Origin of the sequence: Billgrantia saliphila (assembly GCF_002930105.1) — a bacterium.
Lineage (GTDB): Bacteria > Pseudomonadota > Gammaproteobacteria > Pseudomonadales > Halomonadaceae > Halomonas > Halomonas saliphila.
On sequence record NZ_PJRN01000012.1, the window covers coordinates 47,521 to 71,748 of the forward strand.

The following is a 24,228-nucleotide window of genomic DNA, read 5'->3' on the forward strand; positions in this document are numbered from 1 at the left end:
CCTCACGAAGACGCATCATGAACGAACATCTCGAGCACCTCACGCCGCAGCCGCTCTGGCGCCATTTCCGGACGCTGTGCAACACGCCCCGGCCATCCGGACACGAGGCCGAGCTGGTAGCCGTCCTGGAGCGTTGGGCGGATGGCTGCGGCCTGGCTCACGACCGTGACGACTTCGGTAACCTGCGTATTCGCAAGCCGGCAACGGCAGGCCATGAGGCCGCCCCCGGCGTGATCCTGCAAGGCCATCTCGACATGGTGGCCCAGGCCAACGCCGATCATCCGCACGATTTCACCCGCGACCCCATCGAGACCTACGTGGACGATGGCTGGTTGCGTGCGCGTCACACCACCCTGGGTGCCGACAATGGCCTGGGTGTGGCCGCAGCGCTGGCGATCCTAGAAGATGACGCGCTGGTACACGGCCCGCTGGAAGCGCTGTTCACCCTGGAGGAGGAAACCTCCATGGGCGGTGCCATGCACCTGGCGGAGGGCTGGCTCGAGGGGAGCGTGCTGCTCAACCTCGACTCCGAGGATCGCGGTGAAGTCTTCATCGGCTGCGCCGGCGGCGCCGATATCGTGGTCGAGGCACAGCTACCCACGGCCGAACCGAGCGCCGGAGAAGTGGCCGTACAGCTTTCGCTCACCGGCCTGGTCGGCGGACACTCGGGCATCGATATTCACCGTGGCCGGGGCAATGCCAATCGCCTGTTGATTCGGGTGCTACGGGTACTGGAGGCTTTCGATATTCGCCTGGTGAGCTACCGTGGCGGCACCCTGCGCAATGCCATTCCACGTGAAGCCTTCGCCACTCTGGTGCTACCTGCCGATGAAGTGACGGCAGTCAAACGGCGGGTGGCGGAGCTGCAGAAGACGCTGCGCGCCGAGCTGGCCGGCATTGACGAAGGCGTCGTGCTGTCGCTGAAGCCGCTGAAGGACTTGCCGGAGCAGGCCCTCAATGCCCATGCCAGTCGCATGCTGCTCGCGGCGCTGAACGCGGCGCCCTACGGCGTGGAGCGGATGAGCACCGAAGTGCCGGGAGTAGTGGAAACCTCCAACAATCTGGGCGTGGTCAGTCTGGAGAAGGGGCGCTTTCACCTGTGTGCCCTGGTGAGATCGTTGCGCGACAGCGCGACAGCCGATATCGCCGATCGTTTCCGTGGTCTGTTCGAGCTGATCGGGGCGCGTACGCGCGTCGAGCACGCCTACCCCGGCTGGACGCCGGACCCCGACAGCCCGCTATTGGCGCGCTTCCGCCACCTTCATCGACAGCTCGTCGGCAGCGATCCGGCGGTCAAGGTGATCCATGCCGGGCTCGAGTGCGGCATCCTCGCCGGCAAGTATCCACAGCTGGACATGATCTCCTTCGGCCCCTCGATTCGTGGCGCCCATTCACCCGACGAGCGGGCGGAGCTCGACTCGGTGAGCGAGTTCTGGCGGCTGCTGCGTGGCTTGATCGAGGATCTCGCGACGCCACAGGCTTGAGCGACGGCAGAACGACGCCGCCCGCCGAAGAGCGGCGGGCGGCAGGGTCGTGCAGCCCCTGTTGCGGGGCTACCGATGGCCTCAGGCATGCTGGCGGCTGTGCTTGCCTTCAGCGATCTCCTCGATCAGCTTGCTGCAGAACGCTTCCAGATCGTCGGGCTTGCGGCTGGTGACAAGGCCACTGTCGACCACCACTTCCTGATCGACCCACTCGGCGCCGGCGTTGCGCAGATCCTGCTCGACCGAGGGAAAGGACGTCATGCGGCGACCCTTGGCCACGCCGGCATTGATCAGTACCCAAGGCCCGTGGCAGATCGCGCCGACCGGCTTGTGACTCTCGAAGAAACGCCGGGTGAACTCAAGCGCCTTGGGGTTCTGGCGCAGGGTATCCGGATTGAACAGTCCGCCCGGCAGTTCGAGGGCGTCGTAGTCATCGGCATCGGCCTGTTCCAGCCGGCGGTCCACATCGTAGGATTGGCCCCAATCGGTCTTGGCCCAGGCGCGAATGGTGTCCTTCTCGGGGGCGATCACGTGCACGGTGGCGCCCGCGCGCTCAAGAGCGGCCTTGGGCTCGGTGAGTTCCGACTCCTCGAAGCCATCGGTGGCCAGAATGGCGACGGTCTTGCCTTTCAACTTCTCGCTCATGATTACCTCCTTGCAAACGTGGCCGTCCGTCGGACGGCAAGTGCGAGTTGCGTCTGTCGCTCCATCAAGCGTTGTGGCGATGAGGGGGGATCACAAGGTCAACCATGTTGGAAAACGTCACACGACTTTTCGATGCGTGACGGGAAAAGCCCGGAGCCGGACGCCGTCCGGCTCCATAACCGGACGCTTCAACCCAGATAGGCGTTGAGCATCCAGACGGTCTTCTCCTGCTCGCGGATATAGTCGCCGGCCTGGGCGGCGGTCCCCTCGTCGTCGGCATCCGAGGCCAGCGAGAGAATGTCGCGCTGAAGCTCGATCAGAGTCTGGTAGCCCTTTAGCACGCCGCGCACGCAGGCCTGCCCGTCATGCACGTCCTTGTCCTCCTGGATCTGTGCCATGGCCACGTAATCACTGTAGGCATGAACCGGCTTGTGACCCAGGGTAAGAATGCGCTCGGCCACCTCGTCGACCTTGGTCAGCAGGTCGGTATAGAACTCCTCGAACTTGTTGTGTAGCTCGAAGAATTGCGGTCCCTTCACGTTCCAGTGGTAGCCGCGCACGTTCATGTAGAAGATCTGGTAGTTGGCCAGCAGTTCGTTGAGTTTCTCCGCCAGCTGATTGGCACTGTCATGATGCAGGCCGATGGCGTTGGTGTCGCTCATGTAGGCACTCCTTGTCTTGTCGCGTGGATGGATTCTACTTCCAGTGTAGGGACTGGGGAGGCATCGATTAAGCCAAATATGGACATGGCGCCGATAGTGTAACTCCATCGCGGGCGGCCATTTACCGTCTGGATCGAGGTCGTGTGCCGCGGGCCTCCTCGGAAGAGGGAACCCGCTGAGGGCGATGGGCTCTGATAACGTATGGACCCATATCGCCCCTCCAGACGGGTTCCCCTTGCGCGGTCCCGCGGGCAGCGTAGACTGCGGGCAAACGACGAACGGAGACGTCCCATGCGCCTGTCCTGGCTGATGCCCTGCCTGATCCTGCTGGTTGGCTGCGAGACTACACCGACGACACTGCCGACGGCGGAGCCGCGCCCGGCGGAAGAATGCCGCTGGGAGACCGGCGATGTCGAGGTGCGTGAATGGGTACAGCGCGCGCTCGACGCACTGGAGGCGGAGGATTTCGTAGTGCGCGATACCGAGCTGGAGTTGGGTGTGATCAGCGCCGAGCGGACTCGTGTCCTGCCGTACTACGGCGATCGCTACGATAGCTGGGAACGTCCCGGCCTGTTCGGCGGCTTCGGGGTGGGCAGTCGCGGCGGGTTTTCCACCGGCATGATGATCGGCTTCGGCGGTGGCGGCGGTGGATTCACGCAGGACGCCACAGAGTTGGAGCGTGTATCGCTGGTGGCCGACGAGGGTTGGGTTCGGCTCAGCCGCGACATCCAGGTGATCGACTGGCGTGGCGAGCTGCGCGAGACGCGCAGCGGCAGCGACGCCGATTTCTGTGGTCGGCTGCGCCGGGCCATCTCGGCCGACACGACACAGGAGGTGCGCTGATGCGAGTCCTTGCCCTGGCTCTGCTGTTGACACTGCTGGGCGGCTGCGCCGCCACACCCGCCGCGCCCGAGCCCCGCGAGCTATCCCTGGCCGCGCCGCCTCGCGCGACGCTGCAGGAAACCATGGCCGTTCTGATGGAACAGGGCTATGTGATCCGGCATGCCGATGCCGACCTGGGGCGGGCCGAGGCGGCGCTGGCACGCTGGCCGGGCTATCGAATTCGCGCCACGGTGACGCCGGAGGGCCAGGGCGCGCGCATCTCGCTGACGGCGACCCGGGGCGGTCGGCCCTTACCGCCACATCTGCTCGATCCCGTGCTGGCGGAGCTACAACGCAGGTTGGGGCTGGCTCCCTGAATCCACGATGACTTCATACGGCTAGGTTCGTTCATACGGAAAGGCACGCAACATCATGACGTTATCACTCGATTTCGCGCGAGCGAAGGTGGCTCGCGCCTGGCGTCTGGGGCTGTGGTGGCTCGCGCTGCTTCCAGGAGTGCTTCAGGCCCATCCACACGCCTGGATCGACTTCAGCGTTCGTCTGATCGTCGACGATCAGGGGCGCCTCGAGGCGCTGCATCAGGCCTGGCGTATGGACCCTTTTTATAGCCTCATTCTGCTCGAGGAGCTGTCTCAGGCGGAGGGCGGCCTGGAGGCGGGACTCGACCAGTTGGGAGCGGAGATTCTTGCCAACCTCGAGCCGCAGGGCTACTTCACCGAGGCCCGGCTGGGCGATCAGTTACTGAATCTGGGCGAGGTCAGCGAATACACCGTGATGGAGCGCGGCGGCCGGGTGGAGTTCGTCTTCCTGCTGCCTCTGGATACGCCGCAGCCATTGCGCCAGCGGACACTGGAGTATCGGATATTCGACCCCAGCTACTACCTGGAAATGGTCCATGAGGCCGAGGGCGATACGCCACGGGACGACGCCCTGCGAGTGAACGGCGAGCTGGCATGCACGACCCGCATCGAGCCGGCCGATCCCGACCCCGAACGGGTCATGGCGGCATCGATGCTGGACGTCAATGATGAGGCCGAGCCCGGGCTTGGCCGTCATTTTGCTGAGACAGGCGTGGTGACATGCGATTGACGGTCGGTACCACACCCCGGGGGCGGTTGATCGGTTGGGGGTTGTTGTTGGCGTTGGCGTCGGTCGTGGTGCTGTTCCTGGCCCAGGGCGGCCTGCAGACGCTGAGCTTCCAACTGGTCACCTGGCAGCGGGATTTTCACCGCCTGCTGACGCTGGCCATCACCGAATTCTCCGCCACTTCGTCAGCTTCCGCCTGGGCCGTGCTGCTCGGCATCAGCTTCGGCTACGGCGTCTTCCATGCCGCCGGTCCAGGGCACGGCAAGGCGGTGCTGGCCACGTATCTGCTCTCGCAAGGTGGCGCCGTGCGTCGGGCATTGATGCTCTCCTTCGCCGCCTCGCTGCTGCAGGGGCTAGTGGCCATCGGCCTGGTAGTAGTGCTGATGCATGGGCTGGGCTGGGTGACGCGCCGCGCCATGGGCAGCGTGGCTTGGGTCGAACAGGCCAGTTACCTGATGGTGGCGGTGCTGGGTGCCTGGCTCTGCCTGAGGGCGATTCGTCAGCTGCGCCGGACACGCGATGCGCACGTCCGCGAGCCTGCCCATGATCATCGTCAGGTTGCCGATCTGCATGACCCCCATGATCACCACGGCCATGATGGCCATCATGGCCACTGCTGCGGTGGCCAGCATCATATCGATCCACACCAGGTCGGCGACTGGCGCACGGCGCTGGGGACGGTGGTGGCCATCGGCATGCGCCCCTGCAGTGGCGGCGTGTTGCTGCTGGGTGCGTCGACGCTGCTGGGGCGGTTTCCGGTCGGCGTGGCGGCGGTGCTGGTCATGTCGCTGGGTACGGCATTGACCGTCTCGGGGCTGGCACTGGCCAGCGTCATGGCGCGCGACTGGGCGGAGCGTCGGCTGGCACGGCAGAGCAGCATGCGGCATGCCGGCCGTCTGCTGGGCTGGGCCTCCCTGGGGGGTGGGCTGGCCATTCTGGCCCTGGGCGTGTCGCTGTCGATCACCGGCGCGACTCAGTCTGCCTCGACGCCACTGCTCGAACCTCCCGCGCGCAGCATCCCGTCGAAGGCGCCGGACGGCCACCCCTTTGGCGGCTGAGCGCCGCCAGGCCTATAGATTCAGGGCGTCGAGCTGCGCCAGCAGTCGGTCGCGCATGGCAGCCAGCGCGTCGAGATCGTAGGGGCGGGCCTCGCCGTGCCCCCACACCGGTCCCGGCCATGCCTCGTCGTCGCGGCGCCGGGCGATCAGGTGAACGTGCAGCTGGGGCACCATGTTACCCAGGCTGGCCACGTTGAGCTTGTCACCCTCCGTCAGCGTCTTGAGCATGTGCCCGACCTCGGCGGCTTCATGCCAGAGCTGGCGCTGGTCGGTCTCGTCAAGCTCGTAGATCTCGCTCACCCCGGAACGCCGCGGTATCAGCAGCAGCCAGGGGAAGCGGGCGTCATCCATCAACCGCAGCTGGCACAACGGCAACTCGGTGATCGGGTAGCTGTCCCTCGCCAGGCGTTCATCGAGTTCGACGATGGTCATGGGCTTCTTCCTTGTGGCGATCGTCGGCTAATGATGACACAAGCGCTCGGCGCATGCTGATGCGGTCCAAGCCGCGCTTGCGATTCGATAATGCTAGAGTGTAAGAACGAAACCCACCGGAGGAGTGCACCATGAAGCGGACCGTGTCACTGATGTTGATCGCGCTGTTTGGCCTGACGCTGCTCAGCGGCTGCAACACCATGCGCGGCATGGGCGAGGATATCGAGCAAGGCGGCGAGGCGATCCAGCGCGAGGCAAGCTGATTTCCGGGCGCGGTTATGCAAAGCGAGACAATGACTGTTACGCTGAAACAGGCCATTGCTTCACGGAAAGGAATGGAAATCCAGTAACGTTCAAGGAGAAACCACCATGAAGAAAGCGATTGCTCTGAGTTTCGCCCTGTTGATGACCGCTGGCGCCCTGGCGGGTTGCAACACCATGGAAGGCGCTGGCGAGGACGTCGAGCGCGGCGGTCAAGCCGTGCAGGACGCCGCCGAGTAAATCACGCGGTCCGGCTTGGCGGCACACGGGCGACCTGGCAGTCTCCCCGTGTGTCGCCTGAACGATCGCTTTGCCACTTCACCTCCCCGAGACACCGCGAATGCCGAACCCCTTGAGGTCGTGCCTGGCCGCCGCCGGGTTGATGTTGCTAGCCGGTTGTTCCCCGATGAGTCAATCGAATGCTTCCCACGAACCCGCTCCCAAGCCGCCTCGCGTCACCAGCGAGAGTGAGGACGCCTGCGGCGCGAACCGCGTGCAGGACCGGATCGGGCGCCGTTATGACGATGCGCTGGGCGAGGCGATCCGTCGCGAGAGCGGTGCGGCCATGCTTCGCGTGATGCGTCCGGGGGAAGCGCATACGCTGGATTATCGCGCCGATCGGCTCAACGTCCATCTCGATGAAGGCGGTACCATCACCGACATCGGCTGCGGCTAGCCGGTTTCATTGCTCCCACCTTTACGTTTGCCTTTCACTCCTGCCTGGGAGTGCTGCCGTGTTCTGCCTGCGCGCGGCGCTCGGCTTCCTCGGCCTGCTTGCGCATCGCCTTGCGCAATGCGGCCTTCTCGTAGCGTAGCTTCTGCTGTGGCGTCTCCAGCCTGAGCGGCGGCACCGGTGCCGGTTGGCCGTGAAGGTCCACCGCGACCATCGTCAGGTAGCAACTGTTGGTATGGCGGATCACTTTATCGCGAATGTTCTCGGCCACCACCTTGATGCCGATCTCCATCGAGGAGCGTCCCACGTGATTGACGCTGGCAAGGAAGGTGACCAGTTCGCCGACATGAATGGGTTGCTTGAACAGCACCTGGTCGACTGACAGCGTGACCACGTAGTGACCGGAGTAGCGGCTGGCGCAGGCATAGGCCACCTCGTCGAGCTTCTTGAGAATGGCGCCGCCATGCACCTTGCCGCTGAAGTTGGCCATATCGGGCGTCATCAGCACGGTCATGCTCAATTCATGCTGACCGGGGAAATCATGGGGCAGGTTGCCTGAGTCGGCCATGTGCGGAGTCCTTGTCGGTTCATTTCTTTGCGCCGGGAATCGGCACGGCTCGCCACGTCGGGAAATGACAGCGGGCCCCGGCCGGGCCCGCGATTGCGGTGAATTCCCGCTCAGAACCAGGTCAGGCCCACCGAGATGATCACTCCGGTAATGACCAATTGAATCAGGCAGTAGCCCATGATGTCCTTCGCCTTGAGGCCGGCGATGGCCAGCACTGGCAGTGCCCAGAAGGGCTGCAGCAGGTTGGTCCAGGCATCGCCCCAGGCCACGGCCATGGCCACGCGGGAAACATCCACGCCGAGCGCCTCGGCCGCCGGCAGCATGACCGGAGCCTGGACCGCCCACTGGCCGCCGCCCGAGGGCACGAAGAGGTTGACGATGCCGGCGCTGATGAACGACCAGAACGGCAACGACATTTCGGTGGCGAAGGAGATCAGCGCCTCGGACATGGTCTCAGCCAGCCCCGACTGCACCATGATTGCCATGATGCCGGCATAGAAAGGAAACTGGATGACGATGCCGGCCCCGCCCTTGATCGCCTCGTTGAGGCTCTCCAGTAGGCTGCGTGGCGTGCGATGCAGCACGATGGCCAGGAACAGGAACATGAAATTGACGATGTTCAGGTTCAGGCCGCCCCCGCGTAGTACGAAGTGGTCGAGCAGGAAAATCACGCCGGGGATGCCGACCAGCCAGGCGAGGGTAATGCTGTTTTCCAGCCGCTCGGCGGGACGAGTGATGCGCGCCCGGGTGGCGGGGCCGTCGTCGAGCAGTTTGGGATCGACGTAGACGCTCTCGTTGTCGTCAGGCAGCATCGCTCGGTTGACCAGCGGGATCGCTACGAACAGACAGAGCACGATCGCCAGGTTGAAGAAGGCAAAGATGGTCGACCCGGTGCCGATCACGCCGATCTGCTCGGCGGTGAAATGGCCTTCGGTGGCAATCGTCAACGGTATCGAACCCGCCAGCCCGCCGTGCCAGACCACGAAGCCGGAGTAGGCGCTGGCCACCAGCAGGCGATAATCGACTCGCACCAGCCGCGCCAGCTCCTTGGCGAACAGTGCGCCGACCACCAGGCCGAAGCCCCAGTTGATCCAGCTGGCGACCAGCGAGACCAGCGTGACCAGCAGGATGGCGTGTCCGGCATGCTTCGCCAGCCCGGCGAGACGCTGCAACAGGCGCTTGATCGGCGGCGAGCTGGCCAGCATGAAACCGGTCACCAGAATCAGCAGCATCTGCATGGAGAACGTCAGCAGGTTCCAGAAACCGTCCCCCCAGTAGCGCATCACCGCCAGCGGTGTCTGTCGCTCGACGGCGATCGCGGCGGCGGCGGCGATGACTGTCAACAGCAGCACGAAGATGAACGGGTCCGGTAGATAACGATCGACCAGCCGGACGGCAGGTCTTGAGAGGAATCTGAGCATGGCAGTCGCTTCTTCTGGTTATCTTGGGTGCGTCTAGGAAAAGTAGCGCAAACGCATCGGCTTGCCCTAATGATCCAGTAAGGGCACCGCTTCAGGATTTTCTATCGAAAGGTTACCGTGACGTCCCGCTGGCGTTCACGATGCCGCCAGTGGGCGCGTCGATGGTGAAGATAGTAGCCGACCAGCACCGCCGAACGCACCACGGCGAAGGAGAGGAAGGCCAGCCATAACGCGTGATTCTCGCCGCCGGGTGGGGCGAGGCGGCTTCCCAGCCACCATATCGGCAGGTAGGCCGCCAACGCAACGAATATACTGTTGCGCATCTCGCGGATCGCCGTGGCGCCGATGAAGACACCGTCGAATAGATAGCTCCAGACCGCGATCAGCGGCATCGCCACCATCCAGGGCAGGTAGTGGCCTGCCGTGGCACGTACCTCCGGCAGGCCGGTCAGCAGGGCGACCAGGTGATTTCCAGCCAGTGCGAAGGCCAGTGCGGCGGTCGCTGCCGTCAATAGCGAGAATTCGGTAGCGGCGCGCACGGCAACGGCGAACTCGTCCCAACGACGGCGCCCCACGGCGCGCCCGGCGATGGCTTCGACGGCATGGGCGAAGCCATCTAGCCCATAACTGGTCAGCATGATGAACTGCATCAGCACCGCATTGGCAGCCAGTACGGTGTCTCCCTGCGCCGCGCCGCGCGAGGTAAAGAAGGCCATGGCGAACAGTAGCCCCAGCGTACGCACGAAGAGGTTGGCGTTGACCTGAAACAGTTCGCCGTAGGCGGCCAGACCGAGCAAGCGTTCGCGCAAGAAACGGCCCTGGAGCAGGCGCAACTGGTGGGCGACCCGCCAGACACCGAAGGCCAGCGCCGTGTAGTCGGCGATCACCGTGGCCCAGGCCACGCCATTGCTGGCCATGCCCAGGCCGACCACGAACAACAGATCGAGGACGATGTTGACGCCATTGGTCAGCACCAGCAGGGCCAGCGTGACGCGAGAGTTCTGCTGGCCGAGAAACCAGCCGAGAATGGCGTAGTTGGCCAGCACCGCCGGGGCCGAGAGAATGCGGATTTGGGCATACTCGGCGGCAAGCTGGGTGGCGGTCGCGCTGCCATCGAGCAGCCACAAGCCGAAGGCGATCAGTGGCTTGGAAAACACGATCAGCAGGGTACCGATACCGGCGGCAAGCAGCAGCGACTGGCCCAGCAGGTTGCGCACCTCGCTATCGTCCTCGCGACCCGCCGCCTGGGACGTGAGCCCCGTCGTTCCCATGCGCAGGAAGCCGAAGCCCCAATAGAGGAAGCCGAACAGGGTCGCCCCCAGGGTGACGGCGGCGAGATAGCGCGCATCCGGCAGATGGCCGACCACCGCGGTATCCACCAGGCCGAGTAGCGGCACGGTGACGTTGGAGAGGATGATCGGCCAGGCCAGCGTCCAGACGCGCCGGCGAGCGGAGTGGAGAGTCTCGGGGAGCTCGGGCACACGCGATTCCGTCGTTGAACGAGTCGAGCAGAATGGCGGCGGTCGCGGCATAACGCAACCTCCGCGGTGCCAGCTTCACTGAGGCTGGAAGCCGCGATCGGGGTGTGGGAACTTAGCATAAGCGCATGGGCCGGCTTCGCATCGAAGCGACCGACATACGAGGGGCAAGCGAATGGCAAGAGTCAGGATGAGCATGGCGGTAGCGGTAGGGCTGGTGGTGGCCAGCCTGGCGGCGACGGCGCAGGAGCCGCAGCGCCTGGAGCCAAGGCCCAGCGGCGGGGCGATGATTGCCGACGCCCTAATCGCGCGTCCGCTGCTGGCGGTGGCGACCCTCGGCGGAACGGCGCTGTTCGTCGTCTCGCTGCCGTTCTCGGCGCTGGGCGGCAACGTGGATGCCGCGGCCGAGACGCTGGTGAAGACGCCGGCGCAGGCGACATTCCGTCGCTGTCTGGGGTGTACCTCGATCAACTCCCGCCCGGCGGAGCGCTGATCCGGCCGGCCCGGAGCGCGACCCCATAGCGTCGCGTCTCAGGCGGCGGTGATCAGGCGATACTTCGCCATCAGCTCGTCCTGAGTCTCGCGGCGCTCGGGGTCGAGCGGGATGCAGTCGACCGGACACACCTGCTGGCACTGCGGCTCGTCGTAGTGGCCGACGCACTCGGTGCACAGGTTGGGATCGATGATGTAGATCTCCTCGCCCGCCGAGATGGCGCCGTTGGGGCATTCGGGTTCGCAGACGTCGCAGTTGATGCACTCGTCGGTGATCATCAGGGCCATTGGGCTACCTCGCGATCGGGCGGGCCGCGTCCGGCCGTGCCCAGGATAAAGCGGCTCGGAAATTACCGAGTAATTCGGTCAGGTATTGTAATGCTTGCGCAGCGTTTCGGCGACCCTGGGATGCACCAGGCGCGACACATCGCCGCCGAGCTTGGCGATTTCGCGCACGATGGTCGAGGAGATATAGGAGTTCTCCACTGCCGGGGTAAGAAAGACGCTCTCGAGTTCCGGGGCCTGGGCGCGGTACATGTTGGCGAGCTGCAGCTCGTACTCGAAATCCGATACCGCGCGCAGGCCGCGCAGAATGATGCGCGCGCCCTGCTCTGTCATCAGATCGGTGAGCAGGCCCGAAAAACCGATGATCTCGACGTTGTCGAGCCCCGCCGAGATCTCGCGGGCCAGGGCGATGCGCGTGTCGAGGTCCAGCGCGGGATTCTTGCCCGGGCTGGCCGAGATCGCCACCACCACCTTGTCGAACAGCAGCGAGGCGCGCTCGATCAGGTCGAAATGGCCATGGGTAATGGGATCGAAAGTGCCGGGGTAGACCGCAATTTTCATGGCGCTTGGCTCACTTGCGCAGCCCAAGAGGGCTAGGCTTCGTGTGAAAAGAAAGCCTAGGGTAAACGCCAGCGAGCCAGCCGACAATGCCGTCGGGCCGGGGTGTCAGTCGTCCAGCTTGCCGAAGGGGTTGTCCACCTTGAGCGATACTGGGCGTGCATAGCCGGGGATGCGGATGGCGTCGGCGTTGACGTCGAGTTCGGGGCCTTCCAGCACCCCCTCGCCGAAGCGGTAGCGTGCCTGATAAGCGCCGCGGTCGGCGTCGATCAGATAGGCCCGGGTCGCGTCACGGGTCGCCGCGCGCCGCTCCCGCCAGGCCTCGATGGCGGCTTCACCGTGGCGCTTCTCCAGCAGGCGCTCGGTGACGTCCGGCGATAGCACGACACCGGTAGCGTTGTTGCCGCCGAAGCCCTTGGCGTTGATGAAAGCGGCATCGGCAGCGAAGGCCATCGGCTCGCGCGAGAAGCGCAGCCGCTCGGCGTAGACGTCATCGGCGACAGCGTCGAGGGTGGGAATACCCGGCAGCAGGCCATAGGCGAAGCTGCCCAGCGCGTTGGTCAGCTGATCGCCGGCGGCGCTGCCCTGGGAATGACCGACGTAAGCCTTCACCGCGACCACCGGCCACGCCTCGATATCGTGGGCGCGAGCCACCAGATCGAAGACGTGGGATTCGGTGACGCGGTTCTTTGGCGTACTGGTGCCGTGGGCGTGGAGAAAGGTACGTTCGCGCAGTGCCCGCTCGCCGAGCATGTCGCGTGCCAGCGCGGCCGCCTTGCCCAGGGTAATGTAGTTGCCGATGCCAGGGGCGGAGATCGACCGCTTCCAGCCGTCGGCATTGACGAAGACGCCGGGCACACTGCCCAGTATCTCGGCGCCGAACTCCAGCGCCAGCGCGTCGTCGAGCAGCAGAATGAACTGACTGGATTCGGCGATGGTGAAGCCGCAATTGCGCGCGAAGGGGCGGCAGGCGCGTTGGTAGTCGGCGTCGGTGAGCAGCTCCAGAGCGTCCAGCGCCTTGAGACTCTCGTCATCGGCCAGGGCCCCCATGGCACGGAAGCCTTCGATGATCTCGGGCGTCACCGGGGCGTCAGAGGTGCCCACCATCACTGCGCGGCGCTGGCCGTTGCGGATGTCTTCGACTCCCAGGCGCAGGTTGTAGAGAAAGCTGGCACAGGCGCCCAGCGCCGCACCGGTACCGCCGACACTGCCCAGCACATAGGCGTTGAGAAAATCGGCGGGCATCTGGCCGTAGCCCAGCGGCATCTGCTTGGATGTGGCGCGATTGCCCGAGACGAAGCTCTTGAGCAGTCCGCCCCAGCCCTCATCGTCGAGCTGGCCGATGGAGTTGCCGGCGTAGACGGCGACCTCGTCGGGATCGAGACGGTCGCGCAGGCTCTCCCAGGACAGGCCGCTGCCGGCCAGGCAGTCGCTGGCGGCGAAGATCGACATCGATAGCCCGCGAGGGTGGTGCACGCTGCGATAGTAGCGGCTGGGGTCGAAGCCGCTGGGCAGTTGTCCGGCGGCACGCACCTGGGCCGGACGGGTCTCGGGCAGCATCACGTCGAGCTCGCCGGGGGGCACCGTGACTTCCAGGGTATGACGATCCAGCTCCCGCACCTGCCAGGTCGGCGGTAGACGTTCGGGAAGCTGGCGACGGCGAATACGAAAGACAAGCTCGGCGCCAAGCTCGAGGCTGGCACGACGGTTGGCCGGCAGCCCCTCGTCGTTGAAGCGGGGGTCCTCGATGCGTCGGACCAGGGTGTGGTCGAGCACCTGTCCGCGGCAGCGCTCCACCAGGCGGCTGGCCTCTATGCGTTCGCCGGCGGCATCGAACCAGGCCCCTTCCCGATGGCTGCCCAGCCCCATCAGGGCGGCCAGCCCGAGCAGCAGGGCCTCCTGCTCGGCTTCGGGAAGAGCGTCGATCACGGTGCGACGAAATGCTTGATGGCCAGACGTACGACCGGCGGCATTGACGCCGCCCATGCCGACGATCACCGGTAAGTGTGACAAGCCGCTTTCCTCGTATGCTGTTCGTGCGAGTCATGTTTTATAGGTGTGAGAAAGGCGATCATAGCACCCGGCTCGGGACGTCGTCATGGGCGCCCGGCGCCGCGGTCATCGTCAATTGTGAAACGAACGTTTGAACTGTGACGCGCGAAGCGCTATGCTGGTTGCGCTGTTTGAGTCATACGAGTGGGTATGTGGGCGCGCTCCCTGGAGCGCGTCTTTTTTTTGCCTGCTCTTCTCGCCTCCTCGCGTCGCCCGTCACGGCTGCTAGAATGGCCAGTTCTTCCACACCGAACCCAACGCCATGCATGCCACTTCCCGCGCCATCTCGACCAACCAGCTCGGCCCTCACAAGGATCTGGCGCGCCGCGTCGAGCGCGGCCTGCGCCATCCGCTGCGCAAGCCGGTGGCGGCGCATACTCGCGAGGCGTTCGCCAGCTGCCTGAACTGGCGAGCGCGTCAGGACGAGAACGGGCCGCGTCCGCTGATCCTGGACGCCGGCTGCGGGGTGGGGCTCTCGACTCGTCGCCTGGCGGAGCGCTACCCCGACCACGCGGTGATCGGGGTGGACCGCAGCGCCGACCGGCTGGCACGCGATCACGGCGCCATCGCCGACAACGCCCTGCTGGTGCGCGCCGACCTGGTGGACTTCTGGCGCCTGGCGCTGGAAGCCGGGTGGCAGCCGGCCCGGCACTACCTGCTCTATCCCAACCCCTATCCCAAGTCGGCGCGCCTCAAGCTGCGCTGGCATGGCCACCCGGTCTTTCCGGCGTTGCTGGCGCTGGGAGGACGGCTGGAGCTGCGTTCCAACTGGCGGCTCTATCTGGAGGAGTTCGCCTTGGCGATGGCGCAGGCCACCGGTGTCATGGCCACGGTGGAGCCGCATTCGCCCGGCGCGGACTGCCTGACCCCCTTCGAGTCAAAGTATCATGGCAGCGGTCAGCCGCTCTGGCGCCTGGTGGCGACGCTGCCGCATGCGCCCGAACTGGTGCCCTCGATAACCGCAGGAGAAGCGTGATGGCGTACCTCTACCTGGCGCTGGCCATCGTGGCGGAAGTCGTCGCCACCAGTGCCCTCAAGGCCAGCGACGGCTTCAGCCGCCTCGGCCCCAGCCTGGTGTCCGCGATCGGCTACGGCGTGGCCTTTTTTTTGCTGTCGCTGGTGCTGCGCACCGTGCCGGTGGGCATCGCTTATGCCATCTGGGCCGGCCTGGGCATCGTCCTGGTCGCCCTGGTCGGCGTCCTGGTGTACGGCCAGCGCCCCGACCTGCCGGCGGTGCTGGGCATCGCGCTGATCGTCGCCGGGGTGTTGGTGATACAGCTCTTTTCACGCGTTTCCGCTCACTGAGGGCATCGAAAACGGAGCCGATTGCATGTTAGGTAAAGGGATGACCACGCTGCGCTGCCTGCTGCTGCTGGTTGGTTTGGTGCTGCCCCTGGCGGCGCCGGGATCGGGATTTTCCGAGCTGAATGGTCTGACCGAGCGGGGCTTCCAGGTGGGCGCCGAGGCCCGCCTGCTGGGTGACGGCGCCCGCCCCGATGAGGTGCTCGGTGCCATCGAGCCCCATCGCCAGCTGTCGCCGGCGTCGGTGACCAAGGCCTATCTGGCGGCGGCGGCGCTCGATCGTTGGGGACCTCAGCACCGTTTCGTGACTCGCCTGGTCAGCGATGCCGCACTCGATGAGCACGGCGTGCTGCGGGGCGATCTGGTGCTTGACGGCGGCGGCGACCCGGCGTTGGCCAGCGAAGACCTGTGGCGGCTGGTACAGCGGCTGCACCAGCGCGGCGTGCGCGAGGTGGCGGGGCGCGTTGTGGTCAGCCAGTGGCGCTTCGGTCCGGTGGCCTGCATTACCACCGACCGCTGCCAGGCACAGTCGCGGGCGAGCAACAGCTACAGTGCGCTGCTCTCGTCAGCCGGCGTCAATCACGGCAACTGGTGCGTCAACGTGGCGCCTGGGGCGGCCCCCGGCCAGCCGGCCCGGATCACCAGCTGCGACAGCCAGGCGTTGATCGTCGACGTCGACAACCAGGTCGAGACGCGGGCGGCGGGAAGCGGCACCGAATTCAGCGCCGAGCGCGTCACCCGCGACGAGATCGATACGCTGGTGCTGCGCGGGTACATGGCGCTCGATGCTGCGCCCCGCGACGTGCATCGGGCTAGTGGCGATCCCGCCCGGCAAACGGCACGTACCCTGACGGCTCTGCTGGAGCAGGCCGGTATCGCGGTCAGGGGAGGCTACGTCACCACCGTCGCCGAACCGCCGCCGACGTCGCGCTCCCTGGCGGAGGTGGAAGGCAAGCCGCTACAGGAACTGCTGCTGCGCACCATGAACTACTCCAACAATTTCATGGCCGACGTGCTGGCGCTCAACTTGGCCGGCACGCCCCAGGCCAGCCTGCTGCAGGCGGGCGAGACGATCCAGCATTACGTCGATGGTCTGTCCGATCACGGCCCGCTGGTGATGCTCAGCGGCAGCGGCCTGACCACCGAGAACCGTACTTCGGCCCACGGCACCAACGTCCTGCTGGAAAGCATGTTTCACCGACCGGCGCTGTTTCCCAGTTTCGTCGCCAGTTTCCAGGCGCCGGCCAACGGCGTCTCGCGTTTCATCCGCCGCGGCTCCTCGCTGTTCCAGCATCATGTCATGCTCAAGACCGGCACGCTCAATCAGCCGTTCGCCGTGCGTGCCGCCAGCGGTTATTTTCGTACCCGCTCGGGCCGCTGGGGTGTATTCACCGTGCTGGTCAACGGCACCGCGAACACGCCCTGGCTCAACTGGACCCAAGTGCTCGACCCCTTGGCACGGGACCTGGAACGCATGGTTGAGGCACACTGATGAGCGACTTTGCCCCTCTCCCGAATAAGGATGGCCAGCGTGAGGACGGCAGCACGATGAAACCGGAACGTACCGGCTGGCGGCACCTGATCGATGCCACCGGCTACTCGCTCAAGGGACTCAGGATCGCCTTTCGTCACGAAACGGCGTTCCGTCAGGAGCTCGCCCTTTGCGTGGTGCTGATGCCGTTGGCCTGGTGGATCGGTTCGGGGCCGGTGGAGTGGATTCTTCTGCTGGGTAGCTGCCTGTTGGTGCTGATCGTCGAGCTGATCAACAGCGCTATCGAGAGCGTGGTGGATCGCATCGGCACCGAACATCATGAACTTTCCGGAAAGGCCAAGGACATCGGGTCGGCCGCGGTGATGCTGGCGCTACTGGCGGCCGGGCTGGCCTGGGGGCTGCTCGCCTGGCAGAAGTTCCTCGGCTGAAGGCTATCTTTGCACGCTGGCGCATGGCATCGCTAAGATCGGTAATCGTCTTGGTCAGGCAGGCTGTGCGTCGCATACCACCATGGCCTTGATCACACCGGTCGCCGGATCGCACCACTGCGGCATCAAAGTGGGCAACTCCGCAAGCGGGCCGCGGTGAGTGATCATCGCCGTAGGCTGCAGGTTGCCGCTTTCGATGAGACTCGTAACGGTCTCGAAGTCTTCGCGGGTGGCGTTGCGGCTGCCTAGAAGTGTAAGTTCCTTCTTGTGGAAGTCAGGGTCGTTAAAGGAGATATCGGCCTTGACCACACTCACCAGGACATAGCGCGCTCCATGCCCGGCCAGGGCGAAGCCGCGATTAATAGCAGCTGGATTACCGGTTGCGTCGAACACCACGTCCGCCAGGGCGCCGTCGTTATGGCGGGCGATACAGGCCTCCAGATCATCGTCCAAGGCATGCAGGATGCCGTCGGCACCCAATGTGTCACAGCAGAAGCCTAAACGGTCGCGGTTGGTATCGACGACGAGTGTACGAGCGCCGCGGGTCTTGGCGATTTGCAGGACACCCATGCCGATCGGTCCCGCGCCCACGATGACAACGAGTTCATCCGGTTTGATGTCGCTCCGCCGCACGGCATGGGCGCCGATCGCCAGGCATTCCACCAGTGCGAGCTGTTCCGAATCGAGCTTCTGAGACGTCACCAGATGATCGGCCGGCACGCTGAGATAGTCCGCCATGCCACCGTCACGGTGCACGCCGATGACCTGCATGTTCTGACAGCAGTTGGTCTTGCCGTGACGGCAGGCCCGGCATTCGCCGCAATTCAGGTAGGGAATCACGTAGGCGAGCTGGCCAATCAATTCGGGGTCAACGCCGTCGCCAGCGGCAACGATATCACCGGAAAGCTCATGCCCCAGTACGCGCGGATAGTCGAAGTAGGGCTGGTTTCCGCCATAAGCATGGATATCGGTTCCACAAATACCCACCCGGCGAACCCGGATCATCGCTTCCCCTGCAGCGCACGATGGTGCGGGAACATCGCGTAGCTCCATGTGGCGCGGCTGCGTACAGACTAGGGTCTTCATAGGCTCAGGGCTCTCCTAAAGGGGGCAGGTGTCGGGCGGGCTGGTGCGGGCCCGCCAAACGACGCCTGACCCTGGGTAGCAAGGCGATGTGCTATTGCTGGCTATCGGGAGACATGCCGAGATAGGGCGACATTTCACGCTGGCTGGGGTCCAGCAGTCCCGAGAATTCGGTCAGGTCGACGGATTCGGTATCGGCAACATGCACGCCGGTATCCACGCTACGAGGCAGCGCAACCCCTTGCTGGGCGGCATGCGCGTACCAGACGCCGGCATATCCCATCATGTAGGGATCCTGCACGATCAACGAGTCGATAATACCCTGGCGGAGGAAATCCACTTCCAGCTCGCTGGAGTCGAACGCTACCAGGCAGACGCTTTCGCCGGCTCCCTGCTCGGCAAATGCCGTGCCGGCACCGTCGCCCATCAACTGGTTGTCGGCAAAGATGCCGCGCAGGTCGGGGTAGCGATTGAGCAGATCCAGCGTATCGTTCATCGCCTTGGCGGTATCGTTGTTAGCTACTCGATTATCGACAACCTCAATGTCGGGGTAATTAGAGATAGCTTCGAGAAAGCCCTCATCGCGGGAAACCAGCGACTCGCCGTTGGGGTTGGCTCGCAGGTAGGCCACCTGACCGGCTGCCTCGCCTTGGGTCTTTTCGATGCATCCTGCGAGCGCATGCCCGGCACGCTGGCCGGCGGCAAAATTGTCGGTTGCGATCAGTGCCGCGTACTTGTCCGTATCGACACCCGAGTCGATGATGATCATCGGTATTTTTGCCTCGGTCGCGGCCTCTACCGGCCCGGCCAGGGCATCGGTCGAGACCGGGGCCAGCACGATGGCGGGGGGGCGACGGCTGATCAGGTTTTCCATGATCGAGATCTGCTCCGCCACCTGGGTTTCGTTGGCAGGACCTAGTTCCTCGATCTGGATGCCGAGTTTCTCGGCGGCTTGCTGGGCCCCGTCGAAGACCGCCTGCCAGTAGGAGGCCGTAGTTGCCTTGATCACGACCGGAATCGTCATGGTGTCCTGGGCCATGGCCGGCGACAGACAACTGGCCGCCGCCGCTGTAATGGCGAGGGTGTGTTTGGCGAATCTCATGGTTATGCTCCTTGCATTGGTCTTGTTGTGTGTGAGCGCTTAGGCAGTCTTGCGGTCGGTGTACCCCGTCATGTACTTGATGAGTTCCTCCTGGCTGGTGTCTTCGGAGCGCGCGACGTGTACGATGCGGCCGCGGTACATCACCGCGATGCGATCGGCGACTTCGAGTATCTCGATCAGGTTGTGACCGATATAGATCACTCCGACCCCCTTACTGGCCAGCATTCGAGAGAGCTTGATCACGTTTTCCCGCTCCATCACGGCCAGGGCCGCGGTGGGCTCGTCGAGAATCACTACCTTCGCTTCCCAATAGAGTGCGCGGGCAATCGCAACGGCCTGACGCTGGCCGCCGGAGAGGCCGGCTACCGTACTCGTCCCATCGGGAATATGGCTTTCGATGCTGTCGATCAGTCGCTGTGTTTCCTGCTGGATGGCGCGCTTGTCGACGACGGGTAAAAGGCCGAGCCAGCGGCGGGTGGGTTCGCGGCCCAGAAAGATGTTTCCCCCAACGGATAGTTCATCGGCCAAGGCCAGGTCCTGATAGACCGTTTCGATGCCGGCCTTTCGCGCCTGCTTGGGCGATCCGAATGCCACCGGCTGGCCATCAAGAAGTATTTGGCCATCGTCGCGCTGATAGACACCGGAAATATGCTTGATCAGCGTCGACTTGCCCGCGCCGTTATCGCCGATGACGGCCAGCACTTCACCGGCCTCGAGCGTCAGATCGACGCCGCACAGCACTTCCACGGCACCAAAGCGTTTCTTCAGCGAACGGACTTCCAACAGCGAATTCATGGCCTTCTCCCGTCTTACTTCAGGCCGCTCTGGCGGCGTTTATGCAGGTTGTCGACGTAGACCACCACGGCGATCAGCACACCCGTGGCAACCATTTGCCAGAAGGAGTCGATGCCCAGCAGGTTGGCGCTATTGGCAATGGTGGCGAACAGCAGGGCACCGATGAACGTGCCCAGCACGCTGCCTCGTCCCCCGAACAGGCTGGCGCCCCCTACCACCGCGGCTGCAATGGCGTTGAGTTCGTAGGCGACCGCCGCCGTAGGGGAGCCGATGCTCATGCGCGACATGAGCAAGATGCCGGCGATACATGCGGCCAGTGAGCTGACGATATAGGCGAAGAAGACGATGCGCTTGATGTTGATACCTGCGCGCCGGGCCGACTCGTAATTGCTGCCCATGGCAACCATGTAGCGACCGGTGCGGGTCTGGCTGAGGATGAAATGCAGGATCAGGCCGATCACCAGCATCGTCCAGAACAGTGACGGGATACCCAGCCATTCGGCGCGGGCAAAACTCGCCATTTCCTTGGGCAGGCCGAAGACGCTGGTACCGTCGCTGACCAGGAAGGCGCCCCCTCGGTAAGCCTGCAAGCCGGCCAAGGTGATGATGAAGGCGGGAATCCCCAAACGGTAGACCGAAAAGGCGTTGAGCGAGCCAATGGCCACACCGAGCAGCAGAGTGAGGCCAATGGCGACAGGAATCGGCAGGCCCATGGTCAACAGGGTGGCACAGACCACGCCCGACAAGGCGGCGACCGAACCCACCGACAGATCGATGCCGCGAATCAGGATGGGAAACAGCACGCCGAAGGCGATGATGCTATCGACCGAGACTTGGCGCAGGATGTTGATGAGATTATTGGTAGTAAAGAAGGTGCTCGTCGACAACGACATGACCCCCCACAACAGCAGCGTGAGCCCGAGCACCAGGGTTTCTACCGGCAAACGCCATCGCTTCACTGCCACCCGGTGACTAGTAGGTTTTTTTACTGTTCGGCCAGCTGGAAGATTGGCTTCATGAGTTGCCATTTGTTGTTCTCCTCTGTCCATGGGGTCGGGCGCTGGTAGCGTCCCATTTCGTCTTCCCACTGCTGGATGATTGGTGATTGCCGCTCGGCTTCGGCCATGGCCGCGAAGCTGAAACGTTGCGCGTCGACTTCCATGATCATCGTCAGACGTGTGCCGAGACGGTAGATCTGCATATCGATGACCCCGCATCGGAGGAGGTGATCGCGTACCTCTGGCCAGATGCGGTGGTGGCGGCGTTCGTACTCTGCGATCAGCGCTTCATCGTCAATCAGGTCCAGGGCCAGGGCCAGGCAATAGCGCATGGTCGTCGCCTCATGAAGCGGTCAGTGCTCTGTCGAGATGAACGTAGCCGCCATCCACGAATAGCCATTGCCCCGTGGTATGGGAGGCTCGGGCCGAGAGCAGGAAGACGGTGGTATCGGCGAGTTCCCGCGCCTCGGTCATACGCTGCCCGAAGGGAATCGCAGACGTGATTTCGGCCAGCTTGGTGTCGGCGTCTTCGAAGGTATCGATCCAGCGTCGGTAGAGCGGCGTCATGACCTCGGCGGGAATCACTGCATTGACGCGCACGCCATCCTTGGCCAGGCTCGCCGCCCATTCTCGGGTCAGCGCCAGTTGGGCGCCCTTGGATGCGCTGTAGCCACTGGTATCGCCTTGCCCGGTGAGAGCTGTCTTCGAACTGACGTTGACGATGGCGCCGCGCCAGTCGCGCAGGTGGGGCAGGCACAGATGGGCCATGGTGTAATAGTGGATGAGGTTGCGTCTCAGCGAGGCGGTGAAGGCCTCGACGCCCGCCTCCAGGCCGACCTTGTCATTGACGCCGGCATTGTTGACCAGCCCGTCGATCCGGCCAAAGCGGTCGATGATTTCATCTACTGCCCGGCGGCATGCCGCCTCGTCGCTGAGCTCCGTCGCAATGAAGCAGGCTTTTGACGACAGGTTTTCCAGTTCGACCATGAAGTCCGGTTGAGGCTGGCTGCGGGCAAGAATGACCGGAATGGCGCGCTCCTGCGCCAGGGTGAGCGAGATAGCCGCGCCGATCCCGGATGCGCCGCCGGTGACGATGACGACCTTGTCGTCCAGTTCAAGATCCATGATTCACCTCGTCAGCGGGGTACTGCCCGATACGATAGAGTCGTTGGGCGTTGCCGCCGAATAGCGCCGTCTTGTCGAGTCCGCGCCGAGTCGCCCAGTCATCGATAAGGCAATACACCGCCGTGTAGCTGCCTGCGACCAGGCATACCGGCCAATCGGAGCCGAACATCAGCCGTTGTTCGCCAAAGACGTCGAGCGCCGTATCCAGATAGGGCCATATCTGTTTCGGCTGCCAGCGCTGCCAATCGGCTTCGGTGATCAGGCCCGAGAGCTTGCACGCAACGTGCTCCAGCTCGCCGAAGCGACGGAAATCACGTCGCCAGTTCTCGAAGTCGCTGTCGCGAATATTGGGCTTGCCCAAATGATCGAGAACGAGGACGTGACCACCGCAGGCCGTACATAGCTCGTAGGCGGAGCCGAGGTCGGCTGTTGTGACCAGCACGTCGTAACTCAATGCGTGCCGCTGCAAGGTCCGGATGCCTTGGCGTACGGCTGGGTCGGCCATATAAGCGGCCGGTTTTTCTTCGTCCTGAATGAGGTGGCGGAAACCGCACAGGCGAGGGTGTGACCACTGTGCCAGACGTTCTTCCAGGTCCGCGGCGGTAAGGTCGACCCAGCCGACGACACCCACGATAGAGGAGGTCCGATCGCTCAGCTCCAGTAGCCATCGGGTCTCCGCCTCACTGGGCCTGGCCTGTACGGCGATGCTGGCTTGTATGCCACAAGCGGTTCGCTCCCTGGCCAACTGCTCAGGTAGGTAATCTTGCCTGAGCGCTGTCATGGATTCGTCGATCCACGGGTATTCGGCAGCCGCGTAGCGCCAAAAATGCTGATGAGCATCGATACGCATGGTTGCCCCTTAACGACTGGTGCAGGGCTGGTGTAGCTCATCGAAAAGGGAAGCAGGATGCATGGCATGGCTCCTTTGTTGTGATTGTCATTGATGGCGAAGTTATGCCGAACATGGGAAAATGCTTGGACTAGTCATCTAAAGGCCTGACCAATGATCCGGTTAACTATGGTTGGCTTTCGCGCCAAACAACAAGGTTTGTACGTAGAACTTTGGTCGAAATGCTACGAGGAGTGACCAGATGCCGATCAAGACGATCCAGTCCCAGCGCCTCTACCGGCAGATTGCCGACCAGCTGCAACAATTGATTCACGACGGCGAATTTCCCGCCGGAACGTTGCTACCGCCGGAGCGCGAGTTGGCGCAGTCGCTGGGGGTCAGTCGGGCTTCGGTGCGCGAGGCGCTCATAGCCTTGGAAGTGGTAGGGCAGGTCGAGGTTCGGGTCGGCCATGGCGTGCTGGTCAAAGCCGTCTCGCCACTGCCAAATGAGCCCGTCATGCAGGCGGCCGTGCGTAAGGAGTCCTGGGCCATGGACCCTGAGTTCGCCAGCGAGATCGAGCTCAATCTCGACGAGGAAATCCCACCCTTCTCGCTGCTACAGGCACGACGCTACCTGGAGCCGGAAAACGCTGCTCTCGCCGCTGTCAACGCCAGCGAAGAGGACCTCACCGCCATCCGTGCCGCCCTGGCCCGCAACATGGACGACACCTTTAGCTACAGTGGTAAGTTGGTTGGAGACCGGCTGTTGCATATCCGCATAGCTGAAGCCTCGGGAAATGCCGCCTATGCGTTACTGATCAAGCATTTGCTGGGTCATAAATACGGCGCAATGTTTCGCCGTCTGCAGGATCACTACATGGAAACGGGGATGGCGTTGCACTCACAGGGGGACCATGAGCGCATCGTTCGGGCGATCGAGGAGCGCGATCCCGAAGCGGCACGACGCGCGATGGAAGTGCATCTGGATCATGTGATCAATGTGTTCTTCAACGAGTAAGTACGAGCGGCTCTTCTTCCGCCATGGCCCGTTCGCTATGCTGAGTGCATTCGAATTC

General features: G+C 63.9%; 30 protein-coding genes. 14 read left to right on the top strand and 16 right to left on the bottom strand.

The genetic code is table 11. From position 1 onward, the window contains the following. Positions 1-17: 17 nt before the first annotated feature. The gene (locus CYJ07_RS13940) at positions 18-1,484 is read left to right on the top strand and encodes an aminoacyl-histidine dipeptidase (RefSeq protein WP_104204318.1); all 1,467 of its coding nucleotides are present in this window, start codon (positions 18-20) and stop codon (positions 1,482-1,484) included. Positions 1,485-1,565: 81 nt separating this feature from the next. On the opposite strand, the gene CYJ07_RS13945 is transcribed toward CYJ07_RS13940, so the two are convergent. Together CYJ07_RS13945 and CYJ07_RS13950 are read right to left on the bottom strand one after the other, a co-directional pair. Beyond that, positions 1,566-2,129 (bottom strand): type 1 glutamine amidotransferase domain-containing protein, encoded by a 564-nt coding sequence (locus CYJ07_RS13945; RefSeq protein ID WP_104204319.1) that lies wholly within the window; start codon positions 2,127-2,129, stop codon positions 1,566-1,568. A 188-nt stretch (positions 2,130-2,317) separates the two neighbouring features. Further along, a complete protein-coding gene (locus tag CYJ07_RS13950; protein WP_104204320.1) occupies positions 2,318-2,791 on the bottom strand; it encodes a Dps family protein in 474 nt (157 codons plus the stop codon). Positions 2,792-3,082: 291 nt separating this feature from the next. Between CYJ07_RS13950 and CYJ07_RS20335 the strand changes: the two genes are divergently transcribed. Genes CYJ07_RS20335 through CYJ07_RS13965 form a run of 4 tightly spaced genes read left to right on the top strand, consistent with a single transcriptional unit; the run spans position 3,083 to position 5,778 of the window. Then, a complete protein-coding gene (locus CYJ07_RS20335; protein WP_156085506.1) occupies positions 3,083-3,634 on the top strand; it encodes a hypothetical protein in 552 nt (183 codons plus the stop codon). Continuing rightward, a complete protein-coding gene (locus CYJ07_RS13955; RefSeq protein ID WP_197038372.1) occupies positions 3,634-3,990 on the top strand; it encodes a hypothetical protein in 357 nt (118 codons plus the stop codon). Before CYJ07_RS20335 ends, CYJ07_RS13955 begins: the two co-directional genes overlap by 1 nt. 55 nt (positions 3,991-4,045) lie before the next feature. Beyond that, positions 4,046-4,723 (top strand): DUF1007 family protein, encoded by a 678-nt coding sequence (locus tag CYJ07_RS13960; RefSeq protein WP_104204321.1) that lies wholly within the window; start codon positions 4,046-4,048, stop codon positions 4,721-4,723. Beyond that, the gene (locus CYJ07_RS13965; protein WP_104204322.1) at positions 4,714-5,778 is read left to right on the top strand and encodes a nickel/cobalt transporter; all 1,065 of its coding nucleotides are present in this window, start codon (positions 4,714-4,716) and stop codon (positions 5,776-5,778) included. The genes CYJ07_RS13960 and CYJ07_RS13965 overlap by 10 nt, the downstream gene beginning before the upstream one ends. A 12-nt stretch (positions 5,779-5,790) precedes the next feature. Here CYJ07_RS13965 and CYJ07_RS13970 read toward each other — a convergent pair whose 3' ends face one another. After that, positions 5,791-6,210 carry an HIT domain-containing protein gene (locus CYJ07_RS13970; RefSeq protein WP_104204323.1) on the bottom strand — a complete coding sequence of 140 codons (420 nt, stop codon included), beginning with the start codon at positions 6,208-6,210 and terminating at the stop codon, positions 5,791-5,793. Positions 6,211-6,341: 131 nt separating this feature from the next. Here CYJ07_RS13970 and CYJ07_RS13975 point away from each other — a divergent pair, with 131 nt between their 5' ends. The 3 genes from CYJ07_RS13975 (at position 6,342) to CYJ07_RS13985 (ending at position 7,147) form a co-directional block, all read left to right on the top strand. Then, the gene (locus tag CYJ07_RS13975) at positions 6,342-6,473 is read left to right on the top strand and encodes an entericidin A/B family lipoprotein (RefSeq protein ID WP_104204324.1); all 132 of its coding nucleotides are present in this window, start codon (positions 6,342-6,344) and stop codon (positions 6,471-6,473) included. A 106-nt stretch (positions 6,474-6,579) separates the two neighbouring features. Beyond that, the gene (locus CYJ07_RS13980; RefSeq protein ID WP_104204325.1) at positions 6,580-6,711 is read left to right on the top strand and encodes an entericidin A/B family lipoprotein; all 132 of its coding nucleotides are present in this window, start codon (positions 6,580-6,582) and stop codon (positions 6,709-6,711) included. 166 nt (positions 6,712-6,877) lie between these two features. Then, a complete protein-coding gene (locus tag CYJ07_RS13985) occupies positions 6,878-7,147 on the top strand; it encodes an I78 family peptidase inhibitor (RefSeq protein WP_104204326.1) in 270 nt (89 codons plus the stop codon). A 34-nt stretch (positions 7,148-7,181) separates the two neighbouring features. On the opposite strand, the gene CYJ07_RS13990 is transcribed toward CYJ07_RS13985, so the two are convergent. From CYJ07_RS13990 to CYJ07_RS14000, 3 genes are all read right to left on the bottom strand, one after another. Next, the gene (locus CYJ07_RS13990) at positions 7,182-7,712 is read right to left on the bottom strand and encodes an acyl-CoA thioesterase (protein ID WP_104204327.1); all 531 of its coding nucleotides are present in this window, start codon (positions 7,710-7,712) and stop codon (positions 7,182-7,184) included. Between the two features lie 110 nt (positions 7,713-7,822). Next, on the bottom strand, positions 7,823-9,133 hold the full coding sequence (locus tag CYJ07_RS13995) for a short-chain fatty acid transporter (RefSeq protein ID WP_104204328.1): 1,311 nt from the start codon (positions 9,131-9,133) through the stop codon (positions 7,823-7,825). 101 nt (positions 9,134-9,234) lie between these two features. Further along, positions 9,235-10,614: an MATE family efflux transporter gene (locus tag CYJ07_RS14000; RefSeq protein WP_231489641.1), complete on the bottom strand. Its 1,380-nt coding sequence runs from the start codon at positions 10,612-10,614 to the stop codon at positions 9,235-9,237. 172 nt (positions 10,615-10,786) lie between these two features. On the opposite strand from CYJ07_RS14000, the gene CYJ07_RS14005 reads away from it, so the two are divergent. Continuing rightward, the gene (locus CYJ07_RS14005; RefSeq protein ID WP_104204330.1) at positions 10,787-11,104 is read left to right on the top strand and encodes a hypothetical protein; all 318 of its coding nucleotides are present in this window, start codon (positions 10,787-10,789) and stop codon (positions 11,102-11,104) included. A 38-nt stretch (positions 11,105-11,142) separates the two neighbouring features. On the opposite strand, the gene CYJ07_RS14010 is transcribed toward CYJ07_RS14005, so the two are convergent. The 3 genes from CYJ07_RS14010 to CYJ07_RS14020 all read right to left on the bottom strand — a co-directional run bounded on the left by CYJ07_RS14010 (position 11,143) and on the right by CYJ07_RS14020 (position 13,932). Then, the gene (locus CYJ07_RS14010) at positions 11,143-11,391 is read right to left on the bottom strand and encodes a YfhL family 4Fe-4S dicluster ferredoxin (protein ID WP_104204331.1); all 249 of its coding nucleotides are present in this window, start codon (positions 11,389-11,391) and stop codon (positions 11,143-11,145) included. Between the two features lie 78 nt (positions 11,392-11,469). Continuing rightward, entirely contained in the window at positions 11,470-11,949 is a 480-nt protein-coding gene (gene coaD, locus CYJ07_RS14015) for a pantetheine-phosphate adenylyltransferase (RefSeq protein ID WP_104204332.1), read from the bottom strand. Between the two features lie 105 nt (positions 11,950-12,054). Then, positions 12,055-13,932, bottom strand: coding sequence for a beta-ketoacyl synthase (locus tag CYJ07_RS14020; RefSeq protein WP_104204333.1), 1,878 nt, complete (start codon positions 13,930-13,932; stop codon positions 12,055-12,057). Positions 13,933-14,260: 328 nt separating this feature from the next. Between CYJ07_RS14020 and trmB the strand changes: the two genes are divergently transcribed. Genes trmB through CYJ07_RS14040 form a run of 4 tightly spaced genes read left to right on the top strand, consistent with a single transcriptional unit; the run spans position 14,261 to position 17,220 of the window. Then, positions 14,261-14,974 carry a tRNA (guanine(46)-N(7))-methyltransferase TrmB gene (trmB, locus tag CYJ07_RS14025; RefSeq protein ID WP_104204334.1) on the top strand — a complete coding sequence of 238 codons (714 nt, stop codon included), beginning with the start codon at positions 14,261-14,263 and terminating at the stop codon, positions 14,972-14,974. Further along, positions 14,971-15,303 carry a DMT family transporter gene (locus tag CYJ07_RS14030; protein ID WP_197038373.1) on the top strand — a complete coding sequence of 111 codons (333 nt, stop codon included), beginning with the start codon at positions 14,971-14,973 and terminating at the stop codon, positions 15,301-15,303. Before trmB ends, CYJ07_RS14030 begins: the two co-directional genes overlap by 4 nt. A gap of 25 nt (positions 15,304-15,328) precedes the next feature. Further along, entirely contained in the window at positions 15,329-16,792 is a 1,464-nt protein-coding gene (gene dacB / locus CYJ07_RS14035; RefSeq protein ID WP_231489642.1) for a D-alanyl-D-alanine carboxypeptidase/D-alanyl-D-alanine endopeptidase, read from the top strand. Between the two features lie 56 nt (positions 16,793-16,848). Beyond that, entirely contained in the window at positions 16,849-17,220 is a 372-nt protein-coding gene (locus CYJ07_RS14040) for a diacylglycerol kinase (protein ID WP_104204411.1), read from the top strand. Between the two features lie 54 nt (positions 17,221-17,274). Here CYJ07_RS14040 and CYJ07_RS14045 read toward each other — a convergent pair whose 3' ends face one another. From CYJ07_RS14045 to CYJ07_RS14075, 7 genes are all read right to left on the bottom strand, one after another. After that, positions 17,275-18,306 carry a zinc-binding alcohol dehydrogenase family protein gene (locus CYJ07_RS14045; RefSeq protein WP_104204337.1) on the bottom strand — a complete coding sequence of 344 codons (1,032 nt, stop codon included), beginning with the start codon at positions 18,304-18,306 and terminating at the stop codon, positions 17,275-17,277. Between the two features lie 91 nt (positions 18,307-18,397). Then, positions 18,398-19,405, bottom strand: coding sequence for an ABC transporter substrate-binding protein (locus CYJ07_RS14050; protein WP_104204338.1), 1,008 nt, complete (start codon positions 19,403-19,405; stop codon positions 18,398-18,400). 39 nt (positions 19,406-19,444) lie between these two features. Further along, entirely contained in the window at positions 19,445-20,200 is a 756-nt protein-coding gene (locus CYJ07_RS14055) for an ATP-binding cassette domain-containing protein (protein ID WP_104204339.1), read from the bottom strand. Positions 20,201-20,214: 14 nt separating this feature from the next. Next, positions 20,215-21,159, bottom strand: a complete 945-nt coding sequence (locus CYJ07_RS14060) for an ABC transporter permease (RefSeq protein WP_197038374.1) — start codon at positions 21,157-21,159, stop codon at positions 20,215-20,217. 26 nt (positions 21,160-21,185) lie between these two features. Then, the gene (locus CYJ07_RS14065; RefSeq protein WP_104204341.1) at positions 21,186-21,530 is read right to left on the bottom strand and encodes an L-rhamnose mutarotase; all 345 of its coding nucleotides are present in this window, start codon (positions 21,528-21,530) and stop codon (positions 21,186-21,188) included. A gap of 10 nt (positions 21,531-21,540) precedes the next feature. Next, on the bottom strand, positions 21,541-22,323 hold the full coding sequence (locus CYJ07_RS14070) for an L-fucose dehydrogenase (RefSeq protein ID WP_104204342.1): 783 nt from the start codon (positions 22,321-22,323) through the stop codon (positions 21,541-21,543). Next, positions 22,313-23,173: an amidohydrolase family protein gene (locus tag CYJ07_RS14075; protein WP_104204343.1), complete on the bottom strand. Its 861-nt coding sequence runs from the start codon at positions 23,171-23,173 to the stop codon at positions 22,313-22,315. The genes CYJ07_RS14070 and CYJ07_RS14075 overlap by 11 nt, the downstream gene beginning before the upstream one ends. Positions 23,174-23,414: 241 nt before the next feature. Here CYJ07_RS14075 and CYJ07_RS14080 point away from each other — a divergent pair, with 241 nt between their 5' ends. Further along, positions 23,415-24,170 carry a FadR/GntR family transcriptional regulator gene (locus tag CYJ07_RS14080; protein ID WP_104204344.1) on the top strand — a complete coding sequence of 252 codons (756 nt, stop codon included), beginning with the start codon at positions 23,415-23,417 and terminating at the stop codon, positions 24,168-24,170. Positions 24,171-24,228 lie beyond the last annotated feature (58 nt).

What these genes read in the sequence shown, in the direction of transcription:
- CYJ07_RS13940 (WP_104204318.1), top strand. Translation starts at nt 18, where the DNA reads ATGAACGAACATCTCGAGCACCTCACGCCGCAGCCGCTCTGGCGCCAT.
- CYJ07_RS13945 (WP_104204319.1), bottom strand. Translation starts at nt 2,129, where the DNA reads ATGAGCGAGAAGTTGAAAGGCAAGACCGTCGCCATTCTGGCCACCGAT.
- CYJ07_RS13950 (WP_104204320.1), bottom strand. Translation starts at nt 2,791, where the DNA reads ATGAGCGACACCAACGCCATCGGCCTGCATCATGACAGTGCCAATCAG.
- CYJ07_RS20335 (WP_156085506.1), top strand. Translation starts at nt 3,083, where the DNA reads ATGCGCCTGTCCTGGCTGATGCCCTGCCTGATCCTGCTGGTTGGCTGC.
- CYJ07_RS13955 (WP_197038372.1), top strand. Translation starts at nt 3,634, where the DNA reads ATGCGAGTCCTTGCCCTGGCTCTGCTGTTGACACTGCTGGGCGGCTGC.
- CYJ07_RS13960 (WP_104204321.1), top strand. Translation starts at nt 4,046, where the DNA reads ATGACGTTATCACTCGATTTCGCGCGAGCGAAGGTGGCTCGCGCCTGG.
- CYJ07_RS13965 (WP_104204322.1), top strand. Translation starts at nt 4,714, where the DNA reads ATGCGATTGACGGTCGGTACCACACCCCGGGGGCGGTTGATCGGTTGG.
- CYJ07_RS13970 (WP_104204323.1), bottom strand. Translation starts at nt 6,210, where the DNA reads ATGACCATCGTCGAACTCGATGAACGCCTGGCGAGGGACAGCTACCCG.
- CYJ07_RS13975 (WP_104204324.1), top strand. Translation starts at nt 6,342, where the DNA reads ATGAAGCGGACCGTGTCACTGATGTTGATCGCGCTGTTTGGCCTGACG.
- CYJ07_RS13980 (WP_104204325.1), top strand. Translation starts at nt 6,580, where the DNA reads ATGAAGAAAGCGATTGCTCTGAGTTTCGCCCTGTTGATGACCGCTGGC.
- CYJ07_RS13985 (WP_104204326.1), top strand. Translation starts at nt 6,878, where the DNA reads ATGAGTCAATCGAATGCTTCCCACGAACCCGCTCCCAAGCCGCCTCGC.
- CYJ07_RS13990 (WP_104204327.1), bottom strand. Translation starts at nt 7,712, where the DNA reads ATGGCCGACTCAGGCAACCTGCCCCATGATTTCCCCGGTCAGCATGAA.
- CYJ07_RS13995 (WP_104204328.1), bottom strand. Translation starts at nt 9,133, where the DNA reads ATGCTCAGATTCCTCTCAAGACCTGCCGTCCGGCTGGTCGATCGTTAT.
- CYJ07_RS14005 (WP_104204330.1), top strand. Translation starts at nt 10,787, where the DNA reads ATGGCAAGAGTCAGGATGAGCATGGCGGTAGCGGTAGGGCTGGTGGTG.
- CYJ07_RS14010 (WP_104204331.1), bottom strand. Translation starts at nt 11,391, where the DNA reads ATGGCCCTGATGATCACCGACGAGTGCATCAACTGCGACGTCTGCGAA.
- coaD (WP_104204332.1), bottom strand. Translation starts at nt 11,949, where the DNA reads ATGAAAATTGCGGTCTACCCCGGCACTTTCGATCCCATTACCCATGGC.
- CYJ07_RS14020 (WP_104204333.1), bottom strand. Translation starts at nt 13,932, where the DNA reads ATGGGCGGCGTCAATGCCGCCGGTCGTACGTCTGGCCATCAAGCATTT.
- trmB (WP_104204334.1), top strand. Translation starts at nt 14,261, where the DNA reads ATGCATGCCACTTCCCGCGCCATCTCGACCAACCAGCTCGGCCCTCAC.
- dacB (WP_231489642.1), top strand. Translation starts at nt 15,329, where the DNA reads ATGTTAGGTAAAGGGATGACCACGCTGCGCTGCCTGCTGCTGCTGGTT.
- CYJ07_RS14040 (WP_104204411.1), top strand. Translation starts at nt 16,849, where the DNA reads ATGAAACCGGAACGTACCGGCTGGCGGCACCTGATCGATGCCACCGGC.
- CYJ07_RS14045 (WP_104204337.1), bottom strand. Translation starts at nt 18,306, where the DNA reads ATGAAGACCCTAGTCTGTACGCAGCCGCGCCACATGGAGCTACGCGAT.
- CYJ07_RS14050 (WP_104204338.1), bottom strand. Translation starts at nt 19,405, where the DNA reads ATGAGATTCGCCAAACACACCCTCGCCATTACAGCGGCGGCGGCCAGT.
- CYJ07_RS14055 (WP_104204339.1), bottom strand. Translation starts at nt 20,200, where the DNA reads ATGAATTCGCTGTTGGAAGTCCGTTCGCTGAAGAAACGCTTTGGTGCC.
- CYJ07_RS14065 (WP_104204341.1), bottom strand. Translation starts at nt 21,530, where the DNA reads ATGCGCTATTGCCTGGCCCTGGCCCTGGACCTGATTGACGATGAAGCG.
- CYJ07_RS14070 (WP_104204342.1), bottom strand. Translation starts at nt 22,323, where the DNA reads ATGGATCTTGAACTGGACGACAAGGTCGTCATCGTCACCGGCGGCGCA.
- CYJ07_RS14075 (WP_104204343.1), bottom strand. Translation starts at nt 23,173, where the DNA reads ATGCGTATCGATGCTCATCAGCATTTTTGGCGCTACGCGGCTGCCGAA.
- CYJ07_RS14080 (WP_104204344.1), top strand. Translation starts at nt 23,415, where the DNA reads ATGCCGATCAAGACGATCCAGTCCCAGCGCCTCTACCGGCAGATTGCC.